Annotated in this window: 16 protein-coding genes; 6 read left to right on the forward strand and 10 right to left on the reverse strand. The window is 71.8% G+C overall.

Translation table 11 applies throughout. The annotated features are described in order from the left end of the window. Positions 1–211: 211 nt before the first annotated feature. On the reverse strand, positions 212–3,037 hold the full coding sequence (locus ACWDVW_RS25260; RefSeq protein ID WP_449953389.1) for an ATP-binding protein: 2,826 nt from the start codon (positions 3,035–3,037) through the stop codon (positions 212–214). A gap of 198 nt (positions 3,038–3,235) precedes the next feature. Between ACWDVW_RS25260 and ACWDVW_RS25265 the strand changes: the two genes are divergently transcribed. Together ACWDVW_RS25265 and ACWDVW_RS25270 are read left to right on the forward strand one after the other, a co-directional pair. Beyond that, positions 3,236–4,066: a hypothetical protein gene (locus tag ACWDVW_RS25265; RefSeq protein WP_449953392.1), complete on the forward strand. Its 831-nt coding sequence runs from the start codon at positions 3,236–3,238 to the stop codon at positions 4,064–4,066. Positions 4,067–4,101: 35 nt separating this feature from the next. Next, positions 4,102–4,875, forward strand: coding sequence for a hypothetical protein (locus ACWDVW_RS25270; protein ID WP_396752720.1), 774 nt, complete (start codon positions 4,102–4,104; stop codon positions 4,873–4,875). A gap of 67 nt (positions 4,876–4,942) precedes the next feature. Here the strand turns inward: ACWDVW_RS25270 and ACWDVW_RS25275 are convergent, their stop codons facing one another. Next, positions 4,943–5,692, reverse strand: a complete 750-nt coding sequence (locus ACWDVW_RS25275) for a YebC/PmpR family DNA-binding transcriptional regulator (RefSeq protein WP_396752722.1) — start codon at positions 5,690–5,692, stop codon at positions 4,943–4,945. A gap of 614 nt (positions 5,693–6,306) precedes the next feature. On the opposite strand from ACWDVW_RS25275, the gene ACWDVW_RS25280 reads away from it, so the two are divergent. From ACWDVW_RS25280 to ACWDVW_RS25290, 3 genes are read left to right on the forward strand one after another with little or no spacing between them, the layout of a single operon-like run. Continuing rightward, positions 6,307–7,230 (forward strand): hypothetical protein, encoded by a 924-nt coding sequence (locus ACWDVW_RS25280; RefSeq protein ID WP_449953396.1) that lies wholly within the window; start codon positions 6,307–6,309, stop codon positions 7,228–7,230. Continuing rightward, positions 7,227–7,763: a hypothetical protein gene (locus ACWDVW_RS25285; protein WP_449953398.1), complete on the forward strand. Its 537-nt coding sequence runs from the start codon at positions 7,227–7,229 to the stop codon at positions 7,761–7,763. Before ACWDVW_RS25280 ends, ACWDVW_RS25285 begins: the two co-directional genes overlap by 4 nt. 14 nt (positions 7,764–7,777) lie before the next feature. Then, complete coding sequence (locus tag ACWDVW_RS25290; RefSeq protein WP_449953401.1) at positions 7,778–9,160, forward strand: type IV secretory system conjugative DNA transfer family protein; 1,383 nt, start codon at positions 7,778–7,780, stop codon at positions 9,158–9,160. Between the two features lie 52 nt (positions 9,161–9,212). On the opposite strand, the gene pdxT is transcribed toward ACWDVW_RS25290, so the two are convergent. From pdxT to pgsA, 6 genes are all read right to left on the reverse strand, one after another. Beyond that, positions 9,213–9,818: a pyridoxal 5'-phosphate synthase glutaminase subunit PdxT gene (gene pdxT / locus ACWDVW_RS25295; RefSeq protein WP_396746711.1), complete on the reverse strand. Its 606-nt coding sequence runs from the start codon at positions 9,816–9,818 to the stop codon at positions 9,213–9,215. A gap of 75 nt (positions 9,819–9,893) precedes the next feature. Then, a complete protein-coding gene (pdxS, locus tag ACWDVW_RS25300; RefSeq protein WP_449953406.1) occupies positions 9,894–10,802 on the reverse strand; it encodes a pyridoxal 5'-phosphate synthase lyase subunit PdxS in 909 nt (302 codons plus the stop codon). Between the two features lie 147 nt (positions 10,803–10,949). Continuing rightward, positions 10,950–11,456 (reverse strand): hypothetical protein, encoded by a 507-nt coding sequence (locus ACWDVW_RS25305; protein ID WP_449953409.1) that lies wholly within the window; start codon positions 11,454–11,456, stop codon positions 10,950–10,952. A gap of 26 nt (positions 11,457–11,482) precedes the next feature. Then, positions 11,483–12,643: a glycosyltransferase family 4 protein gene (locus ACWDVW_RS25310; protein ID WP_449953411.1), complete on the reverse strand. Its 1,161-nt coding sequence runs from the start codon at positions 12,641–12,643 to the stop codon at positions 11,483–11,485. Between the two features lie 14 nt (positions 12,644–12,657). Continuing rightward, positions 12,658–13,536, reverse strand: a complete 879-nt coding sequence (locus ACWDVW_RS25315; protein WP_449953414.1) for a phosphatidylinositol mannoside acyltransferase — start codon at positions 13,534–13,536, stop codon at positions 12,658–12,660. Then, positions 13,533–14,144, reverse strand: a complete 612-nt coding sequence (pgsA, locus tag ACWDVW_RS25320; RefSeq protein WP_449953416.1) for a phosphatidylinositol phosphate synthase — start codon at positions 14,142–14,144, stop codon at positions 13,533–13,535. Before pgsA ends, ACWDVW_RS25315 begins: the two co-directional genes overlap by 4 nt. Positions 14,145–14,390: 246 nt before the next feature. On the opposite strand from pgsA, the gene ACWDVW_RS25325 reads away from it, so the two are divergent. Further along, entirely contained in the window at positions 14,391–16,514 is a 2,124-nt protein-coding gene (locus ACWDVW_RS25325) for an elongation factor G-like protein EF-G2 (RefSeq protein ID WP_449953419.1), read from the forward strand. Here ACWDVW_RS25325 and ACWDVW_RS25330 read toward each other — a convergent pair. Next, positions 16,511–16,669 carry a hypothetical protein gene (locus ACWDVW_RS25330; protein ID WP_449953422.1) on the reverse strand — a complete coding sequence of 53 codons (159 nt, stop codon included), beginning with the start codon at positions 16,667–16,669 and terminating at the stop codon, positions 16,511–16,513. The genes ACWDVW_RS25325 and ACWDVW_RS25330 overlap by 4 nt on opposite strands. A gap of 114 nt (positions 16,670–16,783) precedes the next feature. Continuing rightward, the gene (locus tag ACWDVW_RS25335; RefSeq protein ID WP_449953425.1) at positions 16,784–17,842 is read right to left on the reverse strand and encodes an aldo/keto reductase; all 1,059 of its coding nucleotides are present in this window, start codon (positions 17,840–17,842) and stop codon (positions 16,784–16,786) included. Positions 17,843–18,182: the final 340 nt, after the last annotated feature.

Consider the following 18,182-nt stretch of genomic DNA (forward strand, 5'->3'; position numbering starts at 1 on the left):
CGCCGCGATCTGGCACAACCGCACCACCGGCCAGCCCACCACCAGGTCCCTGATCGCCTACGACCACTGACCAGGGTTAGGACTTACTCGTCTAGAGCTGCCGTCGCTTCCGCCAGCAGATCCTCGTCGAGGTCTAACAGAGTCTTGGCCACCAGACACCTCCCCGAGAACAATATGCAGGTATCCACGGCTCGAACCGTGCTCGTGCGTACTAGAGAGTCGGGGTGTCGCCGGTGAGGCGGGCGGCCAGTTCGGTGCGCGAGCGTACGCCCAGCTTGCCGAAGATGCGGGCCAGGTGTGACTCGACGGTGCGGCGGCTGAGGAAGAGGCGCGAGGCGATCTCCTGGTTGGTCAGGCCGGCGCGGACCAGCTCGGCGATCTCCCGTTCCCGCGCGGACAGCGTGGTGGCGCTGCCGGTCGCCGCCGGGCGGGGATCCCGCTTCGGGCGGGACCCGATCGCGGCCGCGTGCCGGGCCAGCACCGACGACAGCCAGCTCGCGCCGCAGCTCTCGTACCCCTCCTGGGCCTGCCGGAAGGCGTCCCGGGCGGCGGCCGAACGACCGTCGCGGGCGGACGCGATGCCGGTCAGGTGCCGGGCCAGCGCCTCCTCGACCGGTGCCCGGGCGGCGGCCAGTCGCGTGGCGGCGGCGTCGGCCAGGGCGGCGGCCTCGTCGTGCCGGTGGGCGGCGGTGGCCACGTACGCCTGCGCGTAGCCGGCCCAGCCCTGTTCGTAGGCGAGCCCGGCGGCGTCGGCCAGCGCGGCGGCGCGGGCGGCGTACCGATGGGCCCGGGTGGTGTCGCCGGAGCGGGCCAGGGCGATCGCGTGCACCACGTCCCGGGGTACCGCGATCGGCGGCCCCGGTTGCCACGCTGCCGGGTCGGCGACGATCTCCAGGCACGACTCCGGCCGCCCGGCGGCCAGGTGGGCGACGGCCAGGTTCAGCCGGCCGACCCGCCGCCACATCCGCGAGCGCGGCCAGTCGCCGGCGGTCAGCCGGCCGACGACGGACGGGCCGGCGGTCAGCAACAGCGGGCGCAGCGCGACCGCCTCCGCCATGGCCCGCATCTCGACGCTGCCGACGCGGTGGGCGAGCGTCACCGCCTCCTCGGCGACGTGCACGGCCGTCTCCAGGTGACCGAGTCGCGTCAGCAACGCGACGCGCACGACCAGCAGGTACGGCACCGCGCTGCTGTCCCGGACGCGCTCCACGACGTCGGCGGCGCGGTCCAGGTGATGGGCGGCGGCGGTCACCTCGCCCAGGTGCAACCGCACCCAGGCCAACGGGCCGAACAGCTCCACGTGCGGGCGCAACGCCGCGTTCGTCTCGCTGTCGACCAGCTCGGCGGCGTGTGCCGCGTCCCGCCGGGCCGCGTCCAGGTCTCCGGCGTAGAGGCGACCGAAGGCCCGCAACGCGTACGCGGCGGCGGAGAGCGGCGGGCGGTCCCCGGCCAGAAGGGTGATCGCACGGTCGGCGTGGCCCACGGTGGTGTCGTCGTCCTCGCCGAGGGCGGCGATCGCGGCGAGTTCCACGTGCAGTTTCCCGGCCGAGGTGCGGGGCAGCCGCGCGTCGGCGAGTTGGGCCGTGACCAGGGTGGCCGCCTCGTCGATGTCACCGCGCAGGCGGGCCACGACCGCGCGGAACGCCGCCGCCTCGGCGCGTACGCGATCGTCGCCGTGCGCCAGTTCACGCAGGACGTCCCGGCTGCGTTCCAACTCGCCGCTGAGGCCCAGCGCCCGCGCGTACTGGAGCAGCACGGTCGGACGACGACCGCCGAGCGGATGCCCCTCCGGCAGCAGGCGCAGCGCCGCGCCGAGCCAGCGGGCCGCCTGGGCCGGTGCGGGATAGGTGAAGGCCAGCCCGGCGTCGATGAGGGTCTCGGCCGCCGCCTCGTCGCCGGGTTGCGCCGAGCGTTCGGTGTGGTGCGCCAGCACCTGCGGCGACCCGTGGTGGGCGCGCAGGTGGGCCACGGCGCGGGCGTGCGCGGTGACCCGCCACGCCGGCCCGGCCGACTCGTGCGCGGCGGCACGCACCAGCGGGTGCCGGAACCGCAGCCGGGCCGCGTCGACGTCCATCAGCCCGCGCCGGTGCAGCTCGTCGGCGGCGGTCACCACGGCGTCGATCGGCACCTGGGCGACCTGCGCCACCAGCCCGATGGAGGCATGGTCACCGGCCACCGCCGCCGCGTAGGCGACCCGGCGGACCGGCTCGTCCAGGTCGGTGATCTCGCGGGCCAGTCCGGTGAGGACGTGCCGCTCCGAGACGTCCAGGTCGTCGTTGTCCACCAGCGCGGCGAGCGTGTCGTCGCGGCACCGGGACAACTCCTGGACATAGAGCGGGTTGCCACCGCTGGCGCGGGAGATGAGCGTCCGGCGGCGGCGAGGCACCCCCGGCAGCAGCGCGTCGATGTCGGCGGGGCCGAGGCGGGGCAGGTTGATCCGGGTGGCGGCCGGGCCGAGGTGCACGATCGCGTCGGCGACCCCGGACGGGGGCTGCTCGCAGCGGAAGGCGACCGCGACCAGCGCCGGACGGCGGGGTGGTTTCCGGATCAGGTACTCGGTCAGCTCCAGCGACGGCTCGTCCGCCCAGTGCAGGTCGTCGAGGAGCAGCGCGACACCGGGCGCCCGGACACCGTCGATGAGTCGCCGTACCGCCGCGTAGATCCGGGCCCGGCCCACCGACGAGGTCGCCCCGTCGCGGACCGGCCGCCCGGTGAGTGCCCGCGACACCACCTCGCCGTCCTCCGCCGCACCGCCGGCCGTGACGAGCGGCTCCAGCACGTCGGCGTACATCGCGAAGGGCACGTCGCGCTCGAACTCGGCGGCCCGGCCGTCACAGACCAGCAACCCGGCGGCGCTCGCCCGCTGCGCCAGCACCCGCAGCATGCTGGTCTTGCCGATGCCCGCCTCGCCGCAGAGGTTGACCGCCGCGAACTCCCCACCGGTCACGGCCGAGACGGCCGCGTCGAGCGCCACCAACTGACCGGTACGCCCGACCAGGTGCGCCGCCGTGACGTCGCCCCACGGACGTACGGCCACGGCGCCTCCCCAGACTCGTGCCTCGCGCAGAGTTTAGACGCCGGTCCATGTCCTCGGGCACCACCACGACGAGTCCGACGACAGTCGTCCGGCACCACCTCACCGAATCCGGAGTTTGCGTAATTCCACGGATACCGCGCGCCTTTCCCGAGGCGGAAGCTGATCGTCATCGATCGATCAGGAGCGAGGAGGAACGGAGTGCGGAGAACGAGAACTCTTCTCCACGGGGTCGTCGCCGTATCACTGGGCCTGGGCACGGCCCTACCGGCAGCCCCGGCGGCGGCGGGGCCGCCGCCGGCCAGGGCACAGGTCGCCGCCGACACCAACTACGGAGCAATCATCGACATCCTCCTCGCCGCCGCCGAGATGGGGCAGGACGGTGTCTACACCCCGCTGGAGATCAGCCGCCTCATCCAGCAGATGATCGGGGCGGTCAACGGCGCGAAGGTCGACCTGCTCACCCGCCTCAACAGTGAGGTCACCAACGACATCCGGGCCAGGACCGAAGCCGCCGTGACCAAGGTCGAACTGCTGCGGGTGCCGTGGGCCGCCGGGCCCGCGATCAACAGCACCCACGACGCCGCGTACGTGGCCAAGAACCACCTGCGGACGGTCCACGAGGACGACAACGCCCTCGATGCCGTGGGCCGAGCCATGATCGTCCTGTTCACGCAGTTGGAAGCCGCCTACCTCATGGTCGACGCCGAGGACGGCACGAATCTCGCGGCGGCCCAACGGCCGTACTTCCGTCAGGGTCTGGAGTACCTCATCCAGGAGATGACCCCGCACTGCCCCCCGAGCGGAAATCCGAACTCCGGCCTGATCACGTACTCCTGTTCGTTCGCGGGCAAGACGGTCACCGCCGAGTACTACCCGCTGACCCGCCAGTACCGCATCGACGGCGGCCCGTTGACCGACGGTTCCTTTCCGGCGGCGGCCGTCGCGGAAGTCCTGATGCGCGACACCGCGCTGCCGCTCGCCCAGCGGACCCTGGACCTGTTGATCAGCCGCGGCGTTCCCCTGCCGTGAAGACCCCCGCCTCTCCCAGGAACGAAGGTGCATCCATGAAACACCGAATCGTCACCGGAATCGTCGCCGCGACCACCGCGATGGTGCTCACCGTGTCCGGCACCGCCCAGCCTGCCCGCGCGGCGATCCCGTGGCCCCAGATCATCACCGCAGTGGCCACGCACCTGCTGAGCAGCAGCGGCGGCGGGGGCCTCGAACAGGCCAAGCGAGAGATCATCGCCGCCGTCGAGAACTCGAAGCAGGAGATCCTCAACCACATCGACGCGATCGCCGCCGCCGACGTGGAGGCGTGCACCGAAGCCGCCGTCACCAAGATCGCGCAGATCGACAGCATGCCGGGAAGCCTGCTCGGCCCGTTCGTCAACGGCGCGGTGGACTGCGCCGCCCTCTCCAACGCCTATCTGAACGCCGTGCAGGACCCGCGTGCCGCCGACAACATCGGCAAGCTGATGGGGGTCATCTACTCGATCGCCATGGTCGCCTTCGCCAAGTACAACCTTCCCGTCAACGACCTGCTCAACAGCCTCATCCGGGGCTACGAGAACCTCGTCGTCAAGCTCGCCCCGACCTGCCGGGACGACACCATCCGGGAGTACGACTCACTCGGCCGGCTGGTGACCGTCGAGATCACGCACACCTGCGTGGCGTACAACGGCGACTCCGCCAGTGGCACGGAGATCTATTACCTGGGCCGACCGGTGAGGACCATCGACCGAGCCCTGATCAACAAGAACGCCACCCGGAACACGAGCCGCTGGATCGCCCAGGAGTCGCTGCCGACCCTGATCCCGCTGCGGCCGGTGGCCTGAACGCCGGACGGCCCGTCCCCGTTGATCGGGGACGGGCCGTTCCGGTGTGCGCCGGTCGGGCGGCAGGTCAGCCGACCGCCTCCATCACCTCGTCGCTGACGTCGAAGTTGGCGAAGACGTTCTGCACGTCGTCGCTGTCCTCCAGCACGTCGATCAGCTTGAAGATCTTGCGCGCGCCCTCCTCGTCCAGCGGCACGGTGACGCTGGGGACGAGCGAGGACTCGGCCGACTCGTACTCGATGCCGGCGTCCTGGAGCGCGGTCCGCACGGCGATCAGGTCACCCGGCTCGGAGACCACCTCGAACGCCTCACCCAGGTCGTTGACCTCCTCGGCGCCCGCGTCGAGGACCGCCAGCATCACGTCGTCCTCGGTGGTGCCCGCCTTCGGCACGATCACCACGCCCTTGCGGGAGAACATGTACGACACCGAGCCGGCGTCGGCGAACGAGCCGCCGTTGCGGGTCAGCGCGGTGCGTACCTCGGTGGCGGCGCGGTTGCGGTTGTCGGTCAGGCACTCGATGAGCAGCGCGACGCCGTTCGGGCCGTACCCCTCATACATGATCGTCTGGTAGTCGGCGCCGCCGGCCTCCAGGCCGGAGCCGCGCTTGACCGCCCGGTCGATGTTGTCGTTCGGGACCGAGCTCTTCTTGGCCTTCTGGATCGCGTCGAAGAGGGTCGGGTTGCCGGCCGGGTCACCGCCACCGGTCCGCGCCGCGACCTCGACGTTCTTGATCAGCTTGGCGAACATCTTGCCGCGCTTGGCGTCGATGACCGCCTTCTTGTGCTTGGTCGTCGCCCACTTTGAGTGGCCGGACATCTGTTACCTCCGTTGCTACCCGCCGTCTGCATCGACCGCACCGCGCACGCCCCGCTCCGCACCCGCGCACGCGGTGGTGCCGGTCAGCTCTGGTGGAAGCCGTGGCGGCCAGAAGGCCCTGCCGAATCTCGACAATCCTACCGACGTGCGGCGGGTGGTCGTCACCCGCCGCACGTCGGCCGCCGGCCTGATCTCCCCCGAGCTTCACAGATCAGACAAAAGCTATTCACCGACGAACGCGCCCGGGACCACCTGCCCGCCGACGCCGCCTGCGCCGAGGCGCTCGACCGCCTGCGGGGCCGACGTCCCGGCGCCCTGCGCTCGGTGGCCGGCTGAGTCCGACGCCCTGCGCCCGTCGCGGGCTGGTTCGGCGCACTGCGGACTGCGGGCAGCACCGCTTCCTGGCGGCTTTCCGACAGAAATGGCGGGGATCGTCGGCGGCGCGTACCGCAATTCCCCTAAAACCGCCCGACGGTAGCCCTCGGCACATCCGGCAATTGCCGAGGATCCGCCGAACAGCCATTCTTCCGGCCCCGGGGCGTGCCTTTTCCGGCTGGCCCGGGTGCCACACACTGGCGCTGTCGTGAGCAGTCGACCCACCCCGGAGGCGATACGTGCTGGAGGATTTCGAGGAATTCGGCCGTGACCTGCCGATGATCGGCAAGGGCGGCGTCAGCGCGCTCAACAAGTTCTCGCTCATGGTGGAACTGCCGTACGCACAGGATCTCGACCTGCCGCCCGAACTCAAACGCGCGGTGGGGGCCCGGTTGTACCGCAGCGTCGCCGAGGTGCTGGAGGCCGCCGAACTGTACTCGGTGCAGCACCTGCGGCTGGACTGGTCCGACGGCAACATCGGGATCGTCTACGACGACTCGTCCTTCGGCTTCCGGATGGCCATCCGGCGCGACCTGCGCATCATCCTCGAACGGCCCGGATCGTCGCTGCGACTCTTCCACAATTGGTACCGGGTGTTCATGCCCTACATCCAGGGACTGGTGTCGCGAATCGCGATCGACCTGTCCGACATCCTGCATTCCGATTTCGACCTGCAACCGATCCGGACCAGTTACCTGTTCTCCCTGCTCACCTACGATTTCATTCCGGTACGCGCACCCCGCCCGGTCAGCAGCCACCAACTGATCGGCAACCTGTTGTCGCACCGCCCCGGCGAGGACGGCCGATTCCTCTCCGTGCCCAGTGGTGGCGCCGCCGGTCCGCTGCGCACCGGCCGACTCGACGTGGAGATCTCCAACTTCCGCGAGGTCGCCCCCGACGTGCACGTACGCGAGATCTACGACATCCAGGCCCCCTCGAACCAGGGCTACCGCGGCATCTGGCTGGACTTCTATTGCATCTCCGAGACCATCGGCGACGGTGACCCGGCCCTGGAGTCGCGCATCGCCCCTCGGCCAGAGTTCCTGCTGGAGCAGTACACGATCCCGTACCGCGACTTCTTCCGGGACCGCGTCGTCAAGGGCTTCCTGGCCGACTTCTTCAAGGACTGCGAGTTCTCCTGCGCCGTCGGGACCATGCCGTGACGCAGGAGACGCTCAACGTCATCCAGTTCGCGGGCCTGGTGGCCACCTTCGGGTGCAGCATCGTCGCGTTGTTCCTGTCCTGGCAGAACAACCGCTCCTCGGATCGGGAGGTGCGGGTCGCCGCCGAACAGCTCCGGGCCTCGATCATCCCCGTTCCGATGATCCAGGACTCCCGGCTGACCTGGCGCGGGCAGGCCCTGGTGGTGCTCTCCGTCCGGCTCCGCAACGTCGGGTCGGGACCGATCCTCGGCATCCAGATCACCGGCATCCGGATCGACCGCACCAGCCTGGCCTTCGAGGCACTGAGCGCCCCGAAGGCGGACGTCGTCATGCCCACCACCGACGTCGAGCAGCGGCTCCGCTTCGTCGACCCACCGCAGGTCGCCCAGCCGAGTCTGGTGCTCGTCGAGATCGAGTACTTCGACGTGCTGGGCAACCACTACCAGCAGCCGCTGCCGTTGACGGTCGTCTCCGGCACCGGCAGCGGCGCCATGGCCGGAGTCCGTCCCGCCCGCATCAGCCGGTACCCCTAGAGAGGCAGTCGCGGATGTCCAAGCTCATTCTCGGCCGGGCAGTCGTGCGTCACCTGGAACCCGAGCCGCTGTCCAAGAGCCAGTTCGCCCAGCGGCGGCCCAGCGACACCGGGGTACGCGCCCGCCTCGGCCTCGGCGAGGAACACATCGTCGACGACGCCGAGTTGGGCCCGGTGGTCGCCTCGGACGACGACAGCCACCTGATGACGATCGCGCCCACCGGAGCCGGCAAGGGCCGGGACGTGATCATCCCGAACCTGCTCACCTACGAGGGTTCGGTGGTGGTCATCGACCCGAAGGGCGAGAACTACGACGTCACGCACGAGCACCGCCGTACCGTGCTGGGCAACGAGATCGTGCTGCTGGACCCGTTCGGTGCCAGCCACGGCGGCAGCGACAAGCGGGGTTCGCTGAACCCGTTCGACGTCTTCGGCGCGCTGCGACGCGACGACGACGCCGCCGAGGAGCCCGAGGACTTCGGTCGGGTGCTCTCCGACATCCTGATGGGCGGCATCCAGTCGCTGTCCGACCCGTTCTGGGACGAGATGGCGCAGCTGCTGATCGCCGCGCTCGCCACCGACCTGATGACCGGCCAGCCGGACCGGCCCGACACACTGCAGGAGCTGCGTACCCAGCTCTTCGAGTCGGACCTGCGCTACCGGCTCGCGGTGGCGCTCGACACGCGGTCGAAGTCGATGCCGCCGGGCACCCGACAGGAGTTCGAGATGCTGCTCAGCATCGCGGACGCGGAGAAGACCTTCAGCGGGATCGTGGCCACCGCCGCCCAGCAACTGGCCGCCTTCAGCTCCCGGCGGACCGTGGACGCCACCGCCCGGACGAGCTTCGCCCTGAGCGACCTGACCAATCCCGCGCGGCGGATCTCCATCTACGTGGTCATCCCGCCGCACAAGCTGCGTACCCATCAGCGCCTGCTGCGGGCCTGGGTGGGTTGCCTGCTGTATTACGTGATGAACAGCCGGTCGATCAACCAGTCCCGGCTGCTGTTCCTCATCGACGAGGCGGCCCAGCTCGGCCGGTTCTCACTGCTCCAGGAGGCGATCACGCTGCTGCGCGGGTACGGGCTGCGCACCTGGACCTTCTGGCAGGACCTCGCGCAGTTGTCCAGCCTCTACGGTGTCGCCGCCGAGACCATGATCAATAACTCGGGTGTGCTCCAGGTGTTCAGCCCGGCGAACTTCGGTGCCGCGACCGCCCTGTCCAGGCGGATCGGGTGCAGCGTCGGTGAGCTGCTGCAACTCGCCCCGGACGAGCAGGTGATCGCGTTCAAGAACGAGTGGCCGACGAAGATGGAGCGCTTCAACCACCTCACCGACCCGGTGCTGCGCGGCTGGGCCCGCGCCAACCCCCGACACGGCACCGCACCACCGCCCGCGTGAGCGTACGCCCGTGGTGGGTTCGCCCGCGTGGGCGCGCGTTACCGGGGCGCGGTCAGCGCGCCGCGCGGACCAGGTCCACGAAGTAGGCGTGCAGTCGCGCATCACCGGTGAGTTCCGGATGGAACGAGGTGGCGAGCAGGTTGTCCTGGCGCACCGCCACGATCCGCCCGGCGGCCGGGCCGGCGGTGACCGTGCCGAGCACCTCGACGTCGTCGCCGACCCGCTCCACCCAGGGGGCGCGGATGAAGACCGCGTGCAGCGGGCCACCCTCGACTCCGGTGATCTCCACCGGCGCCTCGAACGAGTCGACCTGGCGGCCGAACGCGTTGCGCCGGACGGTCATCGCGATGCCGTCGAAGCCCCGCTGGTCGGGGCGGCCGTCGAGGACCTCGGTGGCCAGCATGATCATGCCGGCGCAGGAGCCGTAGACCGGCAGGCCGGCGGCGATGCGCTTGTCGATCGGCTCACGCAACTCGAAGATGTCGACCAGCTTGCTGATCGTGGTGGACTCCCCACCGGGGATGACCAAACCGTCGACCGCGTCCAGCTCCGCCGGTCGGCGTACCGGTCGGGCCTGCGCGCCCGCCCCGGTCAGGGCGGTGACGTGTTCACGGACGTCGCCCTGCAGGGCGAGCACACCGATCACGGGTGCCGTCACATGCGTTCCTTCCGGGGTGTTAGCAGGGGTCCCCTGCTATGCACGAGGCGTTAGCAGGGGGCCCTTCCTTGCATGTCACCAGCCGCGGTCGGCGAGACGGTGCGGGACCGGGATGTCGTCGACGTTGATGCCGACCATCGCCTCGCCGAGCCCCCGGGAGACCTTGGCCAGCACGTCCGGGTCGTCGTGGAAGGTGGTCGCCTTGACGATCGCGGCGGCCCGCTGGGCCGGGTTGCCGGCCTTGAAGATGCCGGAGCCGACGAAGACGCCCTCGGCGCCGAGCTGCATCATCATCGCCGCGTCGGCGGGGGTGGCGATACCACCGGCGGTGAACAGCACCACCGGCAGCTTGCCGCTCTCGGCGACCTCTTTGACCAGCTCGTACGGCGCCTGCAACTCCTTCGCCGCGACGAACAGCTCGTCGGTCGGCAACGTCTGGAGCCGACGGATCTCCTGGCGGATCTTGCGCATGTGGGTGGTGGCGTTGGAGACGTCACCGGTGCCGGCCTCGCCCTTGGAGCGGATCATGGCCGCGCCCTCGGTGATCCGGCGCAGCGCCTCGCCCAGGTTGGTCGCGCCGCAGACGAACGGGACGGTGAACGCCCACTTGTCGATGTGGTTGGCGTAGTCGGCCGGGGTCAGCACCTCGGACTCGTCGACGTAGTCCACACCGAGCGCCTGGAGGATCTGCGCCTCCACGAAGTGCCCGATCCGGGCCTTGGCCATCACCGGGATGGAGACCGCCTGGATGATGCCGTCGATCATGTCGGGGTCACTCATCCGGGACACCCCGCCCTGGGCGCGGATGTCGGCGGGGACGCGCTCCAGCGCCATCACCGCGACCGCACCGGCGTCCTCGGCGATCTTGGCCTGCTCGGGGGTGACCACGTCCATGATCACGCCACCCTTGAGCATCTCGGCCATCCCGCGCTTGACGCGGGCGGTGCCGACGACCGGGCTGGCACTGCTGGTCGGGGAAGTCATCTGGACAGGCTCCTCAGGCGTACTCGGGGCGGGGGCAGCGCAGATGCTACGCGCGGCGCGAGGCCCCTCCGACAGCCAATCGAAGGCGTGGTGGCCTGCTCTGTGGCCCCGGTCACCGACACGCCGGGAACCGGCGCGGACGGCTGATCAGCGGGTCCGCACGTCGGCCGCCGGCACGGTCAACGTCGGATCGTCGATGTCGAAGTAGCGCGGCCAGGTGTGCCCCCGCCCCATCCGCAACAGCCGCACCAGTGGCCGGCCGCGCGCCGAACGGGCGTCCCGGACCAGGTCGGTGTGCACCTGCCGGGCCAGCGCGAGCCGCCGGCTGGCCGCGACCACCGCGTCGCAGTCCGGGTCGGAGGGGTCGAGTTCGACCGCACGCAACTGCCGGGTCAGGTCGTTCTCGGCCGCCTCCCGCTCGTCCGGGCCGGCGTCCAGCGCGATCCGCGCCGCCGCGTACAGCTCGACGCCGTACCGACGCTCCGCCAGCACCGCCGCCGCGGCGGCCCGACGCAGCAGATGGGCGTCCAGGGCGCGCGCGGCGAGCTGCGCACGGGACTGGAGCCGCTCGACCCGGCCGGCGGTCCAGATCAGGTACGCCGCCACCAGGGCGACGACCACCGTCGCGCCCACCACCCACCACATGCCCGGCATCGTAGTGCTGCTCCCGTTCCTCCCGGTCAGTCCGGCCCCACCCACTCCTGGTCGATCACCCGTCCGTCGGTCGCCTCGATCGCCGCTGCGTATACCTCCAGAACGCGGCGGGCAACCACGGGCCAGTCGAAATTCGTCACCACCTGGTGCCCGCAGGCGGTCAGCTCGGCCCGCTGGGCGGGGTCGTCCAGCAGCTCGGCCAGGCGGTCGCGCAACGTCACCGCGTCACCGGTGGGGAACAACCGCCCGGCCCGCCCGCCGTCGAGCACCCGGCGGAACGCGTCCAGGTCGCTGGCGACGACCGTGGTGCCGGCGGCCAACGCCTCGGTGAGGATCATGCCGAAGGACTCGCCACCGGTGTTCGGCGCCACGTACAGGTGCACACTACGCAGCATCCGGGCCTTCTCCTCCTCGGAGACCAGTCCGAGGAAGGTCACCCGATCCCGAAGATCGGGCGGAAACTGGTCGAACAGGTCGTCCCGGTCCCCCGGACCGGCGACCAGCAGCCGCAGCCCGGGACGCTGCCGGGCCAACTCCACGAAGGCGTCGCGCAGGATCGGGAACCCCTTGCGGGGCTCGGTGAACCGGCCCAGGAAGCCCAGCGTCCCGCCGTCGCCCGGCGCGTACTCGCCCGGCCAGCCCGGCAACGGCGCCACCCCGGCGAACTTGGCCACCGCCACCCCGTTGGGGATCTCCACCGCACCGCCGTCCAGGTGCTCGACCTGCACCTTGCGAGCCAGCGCGCTGACCGCGATCCGCGCGGTGATGCGTTCCAGCACGATCTGCAGGACGCCCTGGGCGACCGAGAGCACCCGGGAGCGGGTCATCGCGGTGTGGAAGGTGGCCACCACCGGCCCCCGCGCGGAGAGCACGGCGAGCATGGACAGGCTCAACGTCAGCGGCTCGTGCACGTGCAGCACGTCGAAGTCGCCCCGGGTGATCCAGCGACGCACCCGGGCGGTGGAGACCGGGCCGAACGCGATCCGGGCCACCGAGCCGTTGTACGGCAGCGGCACCGACCGGCCGGCCGGCACCACGTACGGCGGCAGCGGCGAGTCCTCGTCCGCGGGCGCCAGCACGCTCACCTCGTGGCCGAGCCCGATCAGCGCCTCGGCGAGATCCATGACGTGGTTCTGCACCCCGCCCGGCACGTCGAAGGAGTACGGGGAGACGATGCCGATCCGCATTGCGTCCCGTCCCCTCAGTCCAGCCACATCCGCTGCAACATGTGCCAGTCTTGCGGATGCCGGGCGATGCCCGACGCGAGACCGTCGGCGATCCGCTGGGTCAGCGTACGGACCCGCTCGTCCAGCGAGCCCTCCGCCGGTCCCGGCAGCGGCAGCGGCCCCTCGATCGAGGCGCACGCCGCATCCGGTTCGTACCACAGCGACGCCACGTACAGGGGGGCACCGGTCCGCAGCGCCAGCAGCGCCGGACCGGCCGGCATCCGGCTCCGACCGCCGAAGAACTCGACCTCCACGCCCCGGGCCGAGAGGTCGCGGTCGGCCAGCAACGGCACCACCGCACCGGCGTGGAGCCGGTCGGTCAGCACGTCGATGGGCGGGCGGGCTCCCCCGGTGGTGGGCAGGATCTCCATGCCCAGGCCCTCCCGGAAGGCCACGAACCGCTCGAAGACCCCCTCCGGCTTGAGCCGCTCGGCGACGGTGGACAGCGGCCACCCGTTGGCGGCCACCCAGGCACCGGCCAGGTCCCAGTTACCGGCGTGCGGCAGCGCGATCACCGCGCCCCGCCCGGCCGCCACGTCGGCGGCGAGCTTCTCGGTGCCGTCCAGCCGGAAACCGGCGAGCACCTGCTCCCGGCTCAGCGACGGCAGCCGGAACACCTCCATCCAGTAGCGGGAGTACGACCGCAGACCCGCCCGGACCAGCTCGTCCAGCTCCGCGTCGGGCAGCTCCGGCCCGACCACCCGGCGCAGGTTGGCGCGCAGCCGGCTGGCACCCTTGCCCCGACGACGGTGGGCCCGGTCCGCCACCGCGTCGAACGCCGCCGCCGCAACCGGCCGGGGCAGCACCCGGACCAGCCGCCAGCCGGCGACGAACCCGAGCTCGGTGAGGTTCACCTGGCTTGGGCCTGCCGGTAGACGTACCGCATCCGCTGGCCGACGGTGAACAGCGACACCGCCGCCAGCAGCCAGAGCGCGATCGGCAGCGCCGCCGGGTGGACCCACGCGGCGAGCAGGCCGCCGACGCCCACGATCAGCAGCCGCTCGGTACGCTCCGCGATGCCGACGTTGCCGCTCATCCCGAGCCCCTCGGCGCGCGCCTTGACGTACGAGACGAGACCGCCCGCGGCCAGGCAGATCAGCGCGGCGGCCACACCACCGCGGTCCCCCTCGCCGGCCAGATAGAAGGCGACCGCGCCGAAGACCGCGCTGTCGGCGACCCGATCCATGCTGGAGTCGAGGAACGCCCCGAACGTGGTGGACCCGCCGCTCATCCGGGCCATCGTCCCGTCGAGCAGGTCGGTGAGCGCGAAGACCGTCACGATCAGCGCACCGGCGACCAGGTGGCCGCGCGCACCGAAGCCGAGCGCACCGACGAGCACTCCGACGGTGCCCGCGACGGTGACCGCATTGGGGGACACACCCGCGCGCAGTAGGCTGCGGGCGATCGGCTCCACGACGCGGGTCATCCCCGCGCGGGCCGTTACTTGGAAGATCTTCGCCATGGCGGTCCCACGATAACGGTCGGCCCCCTGGCCGGCGACACCGCCGGTCCGCGTGGCAAGGGTTGTGTCGGTCCGCCGACGGGTGTGAGATCGAGCCAGTAAGGTGACCCGGCTCACCCGACCACCCGTTGACTGCACGGTTCGGAGCGGTTCCCCGGAAGATATCGCCGCAGTACCCGCCCGGGCCGGTCCCCGTCGCGCGCGGCGGTCGCCACCTACCACCACCGGTTGAGGGAGGTGCGCCCGATGGCGCAGAAGAGTCACGACAAGGGGGCCGCCGGCGGCGTGCCGGCGGTGACCGACCCCGCCAGGATCCGCAACGTGGTGCTCGTCGGGCACTCCGGGGCGGGCAAGACGACGCTGGTCGAGGCGCTGCTCGTGGCCAGCGGCACGATCGACCGACCCGGCTCGATCGCCGACGGGACCACCGTCTGCGACCACGACCCCGCCGCCGTACGCCAGCAGCGCTCGGTGGCGCTGTCCTGCGCGCCGCTGCACCACGACGGGATCAAGGTCAACCTGTTGGACACGCCCGGCTACGCCGATTTCGTCGGCGAGTTGCGCGCCGGGCTGCGGGCCGCCGACGCCGCCCTGTTCGTGGTCTCCGCCGTGGACGGCATGGACGCCGGCACCGCCGCGCTCTGGGAGGAGTGCGCCGCCGTCGACATGCCCCGGGCGGTGGCCGTCGCCCGACTGGACCACCCGCGCGCCGACTTCGACGAGGCGGTGGCGCTGTGCCAGCGCGTCTTCGGCGACAACGTGGTCCCGCTCTACCTGCCGATGCTGGGTGACGACGGCGAGTCCACCGCCGGCCTGCTCGGGCTGATCACCCGACAGGTCTTCGACTACACCGCCGGCCTGCCCGCGCAGGTACGCGAGCCCGACCCGGAGCACCTGCCGGCGATCGTGGAGTCCCGCGACGAGCTGATCGAGGGGATCATCGCGGAGAGCGAGGACGAGACCCTGATGGACCGGTACCTCGGCGGCGAGGAGATCGATCCCGCCCTGCTCGTCGAGGACCTGGAGAAGGCCGTCGCCCGGGGGCACTTCTATCCGGTGGTGCCGGTCTGCGCGGCCACCGGGGTCGGGCTGGACGTGCTGTTGGAGGTGCTCACCGCCGGCTTCCCGTCCCCGCCCGAGCACGACCTGCCGCCGGTCACCGGCGTCGACGGCTCGCCGCGCCCGCCGCTGACCTGCGACCCGGACGGTCCACTGGTCGCCGAGGTGGTCAAGACGACGGTGGACCGGCACGTCGGGCGGGTCTGCGTGGTACGCGTCTTCTCCGGCACGCTGCGTCCGGACCGTACCGTGCACGTCGCCGGACACGGCCTGGCCGAACGCGGCCACCCGGACCACGACGCCGACGAGCGCATCGCCCACCTCTACAGCCCGCTCGGTGCCACGCTGCGCGAGGTCGGCGTCGCGGTGGCCGGCGACATCTGCGCGATCACCAAGTCCGGCAGCGCGGAGACCGGCGACACCATCTCCGCCAAGGACGACCCGCTGCTGATCGCCCCGTGGGAGATGCCCGAGCCGCTGCTGCCGGTGGCCGTGGTGGCGAAGACCCGCTCCGACGAGGACGCGTTGGCCCGCAACCTGGCCCGGCTGGTGGCCGGCGACCCGACGATGCGGCTGGAGCGCAACCCGGAGACCCACCAGTTGGTGCTCTGGTGCATGGGCGAGGCACACGCCGACGTGGTCCTGGACCGGCTGCGCGCCGGTGGGGTGGAGTTGGACACCGAACCGGTACGGGTACCGATGCGGGAGACGCTGACCGCACCGGCCCGTGGGCACGGCCGCCACGTCAAGCAGTCCGGCGGGCACGGCCAGTACGCGGTCTGCGACGTCGAGGTGGAACCGCTGCCACGCGGAGGCGGTTTCGAATTCGTCGACCGGGTGGTCGGCGGCGCCGTACCGCACCACTACGTCCCCTCGGTCGAGAAGGGCGTACGCGCCCAGATGGAACGCGGGCTGGTCGCCGGTCACCCGGTGGTGGATCTGCGGGTGACCCTGGTCGACGGCAAGGCGCACAGTGTCGACTCCTCCGACGCGGCGTTCCAGACCGCCGGGGCGCTGGCCCTGCGTGACGCCGCCGACCGGGGCGCACCGGTGGTGCTGGAACCGATCGACGAGGTGACGGTGCGGGTACCCGACGGCAGCGTGGGCGCGGTGATGGGCGACCTCTCCGGTCGGCGCGGCCGGGTGCTCGGCACCGAACCGGACCCGGACGCCGAGGGGCGCACCCTGGTCCGCGCCGAGGTGCCCGCCAGCGGGCTGCTCCGGTACGCGGTCGAGCTGCGCGCGATGACCGCCGGCGCCGGTACCTTCCGCCGCCGCTTCCTCCGCTACGACTCCCACCCCACCCTCTAACCCCCACCGCCCTCGCCCCCGTCGCAGCCGTCGCCCCCGTCGCAGCCGTCGCCCCCGTCGCAGCGGTCGCCGTCGGCGGGTCGCCGTCGGCGGGTCGCCGTCGGCGGGTCGCCGTCGGCGCCGCGCCAGTCGTCGGCGGGGTCGCCGTCGATCATGGATTTGTGGCTGCCGTTTCGCCCCCTTGAGGACTATTTGGGCGTGCCACAACTCCATGATCGGCGCGGCCGGACCCCCGGCGGGAGGCGGGCGGGTGGTGGGGGTGGGGCCGGTCAGGGGCGGGCGGTGGGGAGCATGGGGCTGGGCCAGTAGGGGCGGTCGACCTCGCGCAGGGCGGCCGAACGCAGGGCCGCGAGTCGACGTTCGACCTCGGCGAAGTGGTCCGGGCGCAGCGGACCGAGGGCCAGGGCGGCGGCGTTCTCCTCGACCTGGGCGACCGTGCGGCATCCCGGGATCGGGATGGTGCGGTCGCTGCGGGCCCAGATCCAGCCCAGCGCGCCCTGCGCCAGGGTGCGCCCGTCGGCGGTCAGCGCCGCCCGCACGGCGTGTACCCGGCGCAGCCACTCCGGCGCCGGCCGCCCGCCCCGGAACCACTCCAGCCATCCCGAGGTCATGCCCCGCACGTCGTCGTGCGGCAGCGTCGAACAGTGGTGGTACTTGCCGGTGAGCAACCCCATCCCGAGGGGCCCCCGGTTGACGCTGGCCAGGTCGTACTTGTCGCAGACCGCGAGCAGGTCGGGGGCGTCCCGGAGCACCGACAGGCTGTGCTGCACGACCGCGCCGTGCCGGGCGTCCTGGCCGAGCGCGACGGCCCGGTCGACCCGGTCGGTGCTCCAGCCGTACGCCCGCACCAGCCCGTCGGCGACCAGGTCCTCCAGGACGCCGATCAGCGCCTGCGCCCGGGCCACCGGCAGGTCGGCCAGGTGCAGTTGATACAGGTCGATCCGATCGGTGCCGAGGCGGCGCAGCGAGTCCCGTACCGCCCGGTGCAGGTACGCCGGAGACGCGTCCCGACCGGTGGCCTGCCGGGACCGCTCGTCGAACGTGTAGCCCCACTTGGTGGCGATCACCGCCTCGTCGCGCCGCCCGGCCAGCGCCCGGCCGAGCAGCCGTTCACCGTGCCCGGCACCGTACGAGTCGGCGGTGTCGAAGAGGGTCACGCCGAGGTCGAGGGCCCGGCGGACCGCCCGGGCGGACTCCTCGTCGTCGACCGCCCCCCACCCCAGCGGGGTGTGCCCCTCGGACCAGGGACCGGCGATCGCCCAGCAGCCCATGCCGAGGGCACTGACCTCGATCCCGCTGCGCCCGAGCGTGCGCGTCGACTCCGCCACCGGCGCATCGTGCCATCTTCCGGACACGGTTTGACAGACATCCAGCACGATCATCCGTACGGGGGACCGTCGCCCACGGATCACCCCGGCGCGGCGCGGATTCGCCCCGTTTCGTGTCCCACCCGGACGACCTGCGAATCGCCGGAGGATGCGGTTGCCCTCGCGGCCGCCTTTGCTCTGCTCACCGATACGCATCAACTCCAGCGCGTAACCGTTGCGTGGGGTGGAGCAGAGCAAAGGCGGCGCGCGGCAGTGGTCGGCGCGGGCCCTGCCGGGGTCCACGGTGGCGCGGAGGCCCCGCGACGAAGCCCGCAGGACGCGAGGCCCGGGGCGCGGGGCT

This window comes from Micromonospora sp. NPDC003241, from assembly GCF_053589795.1.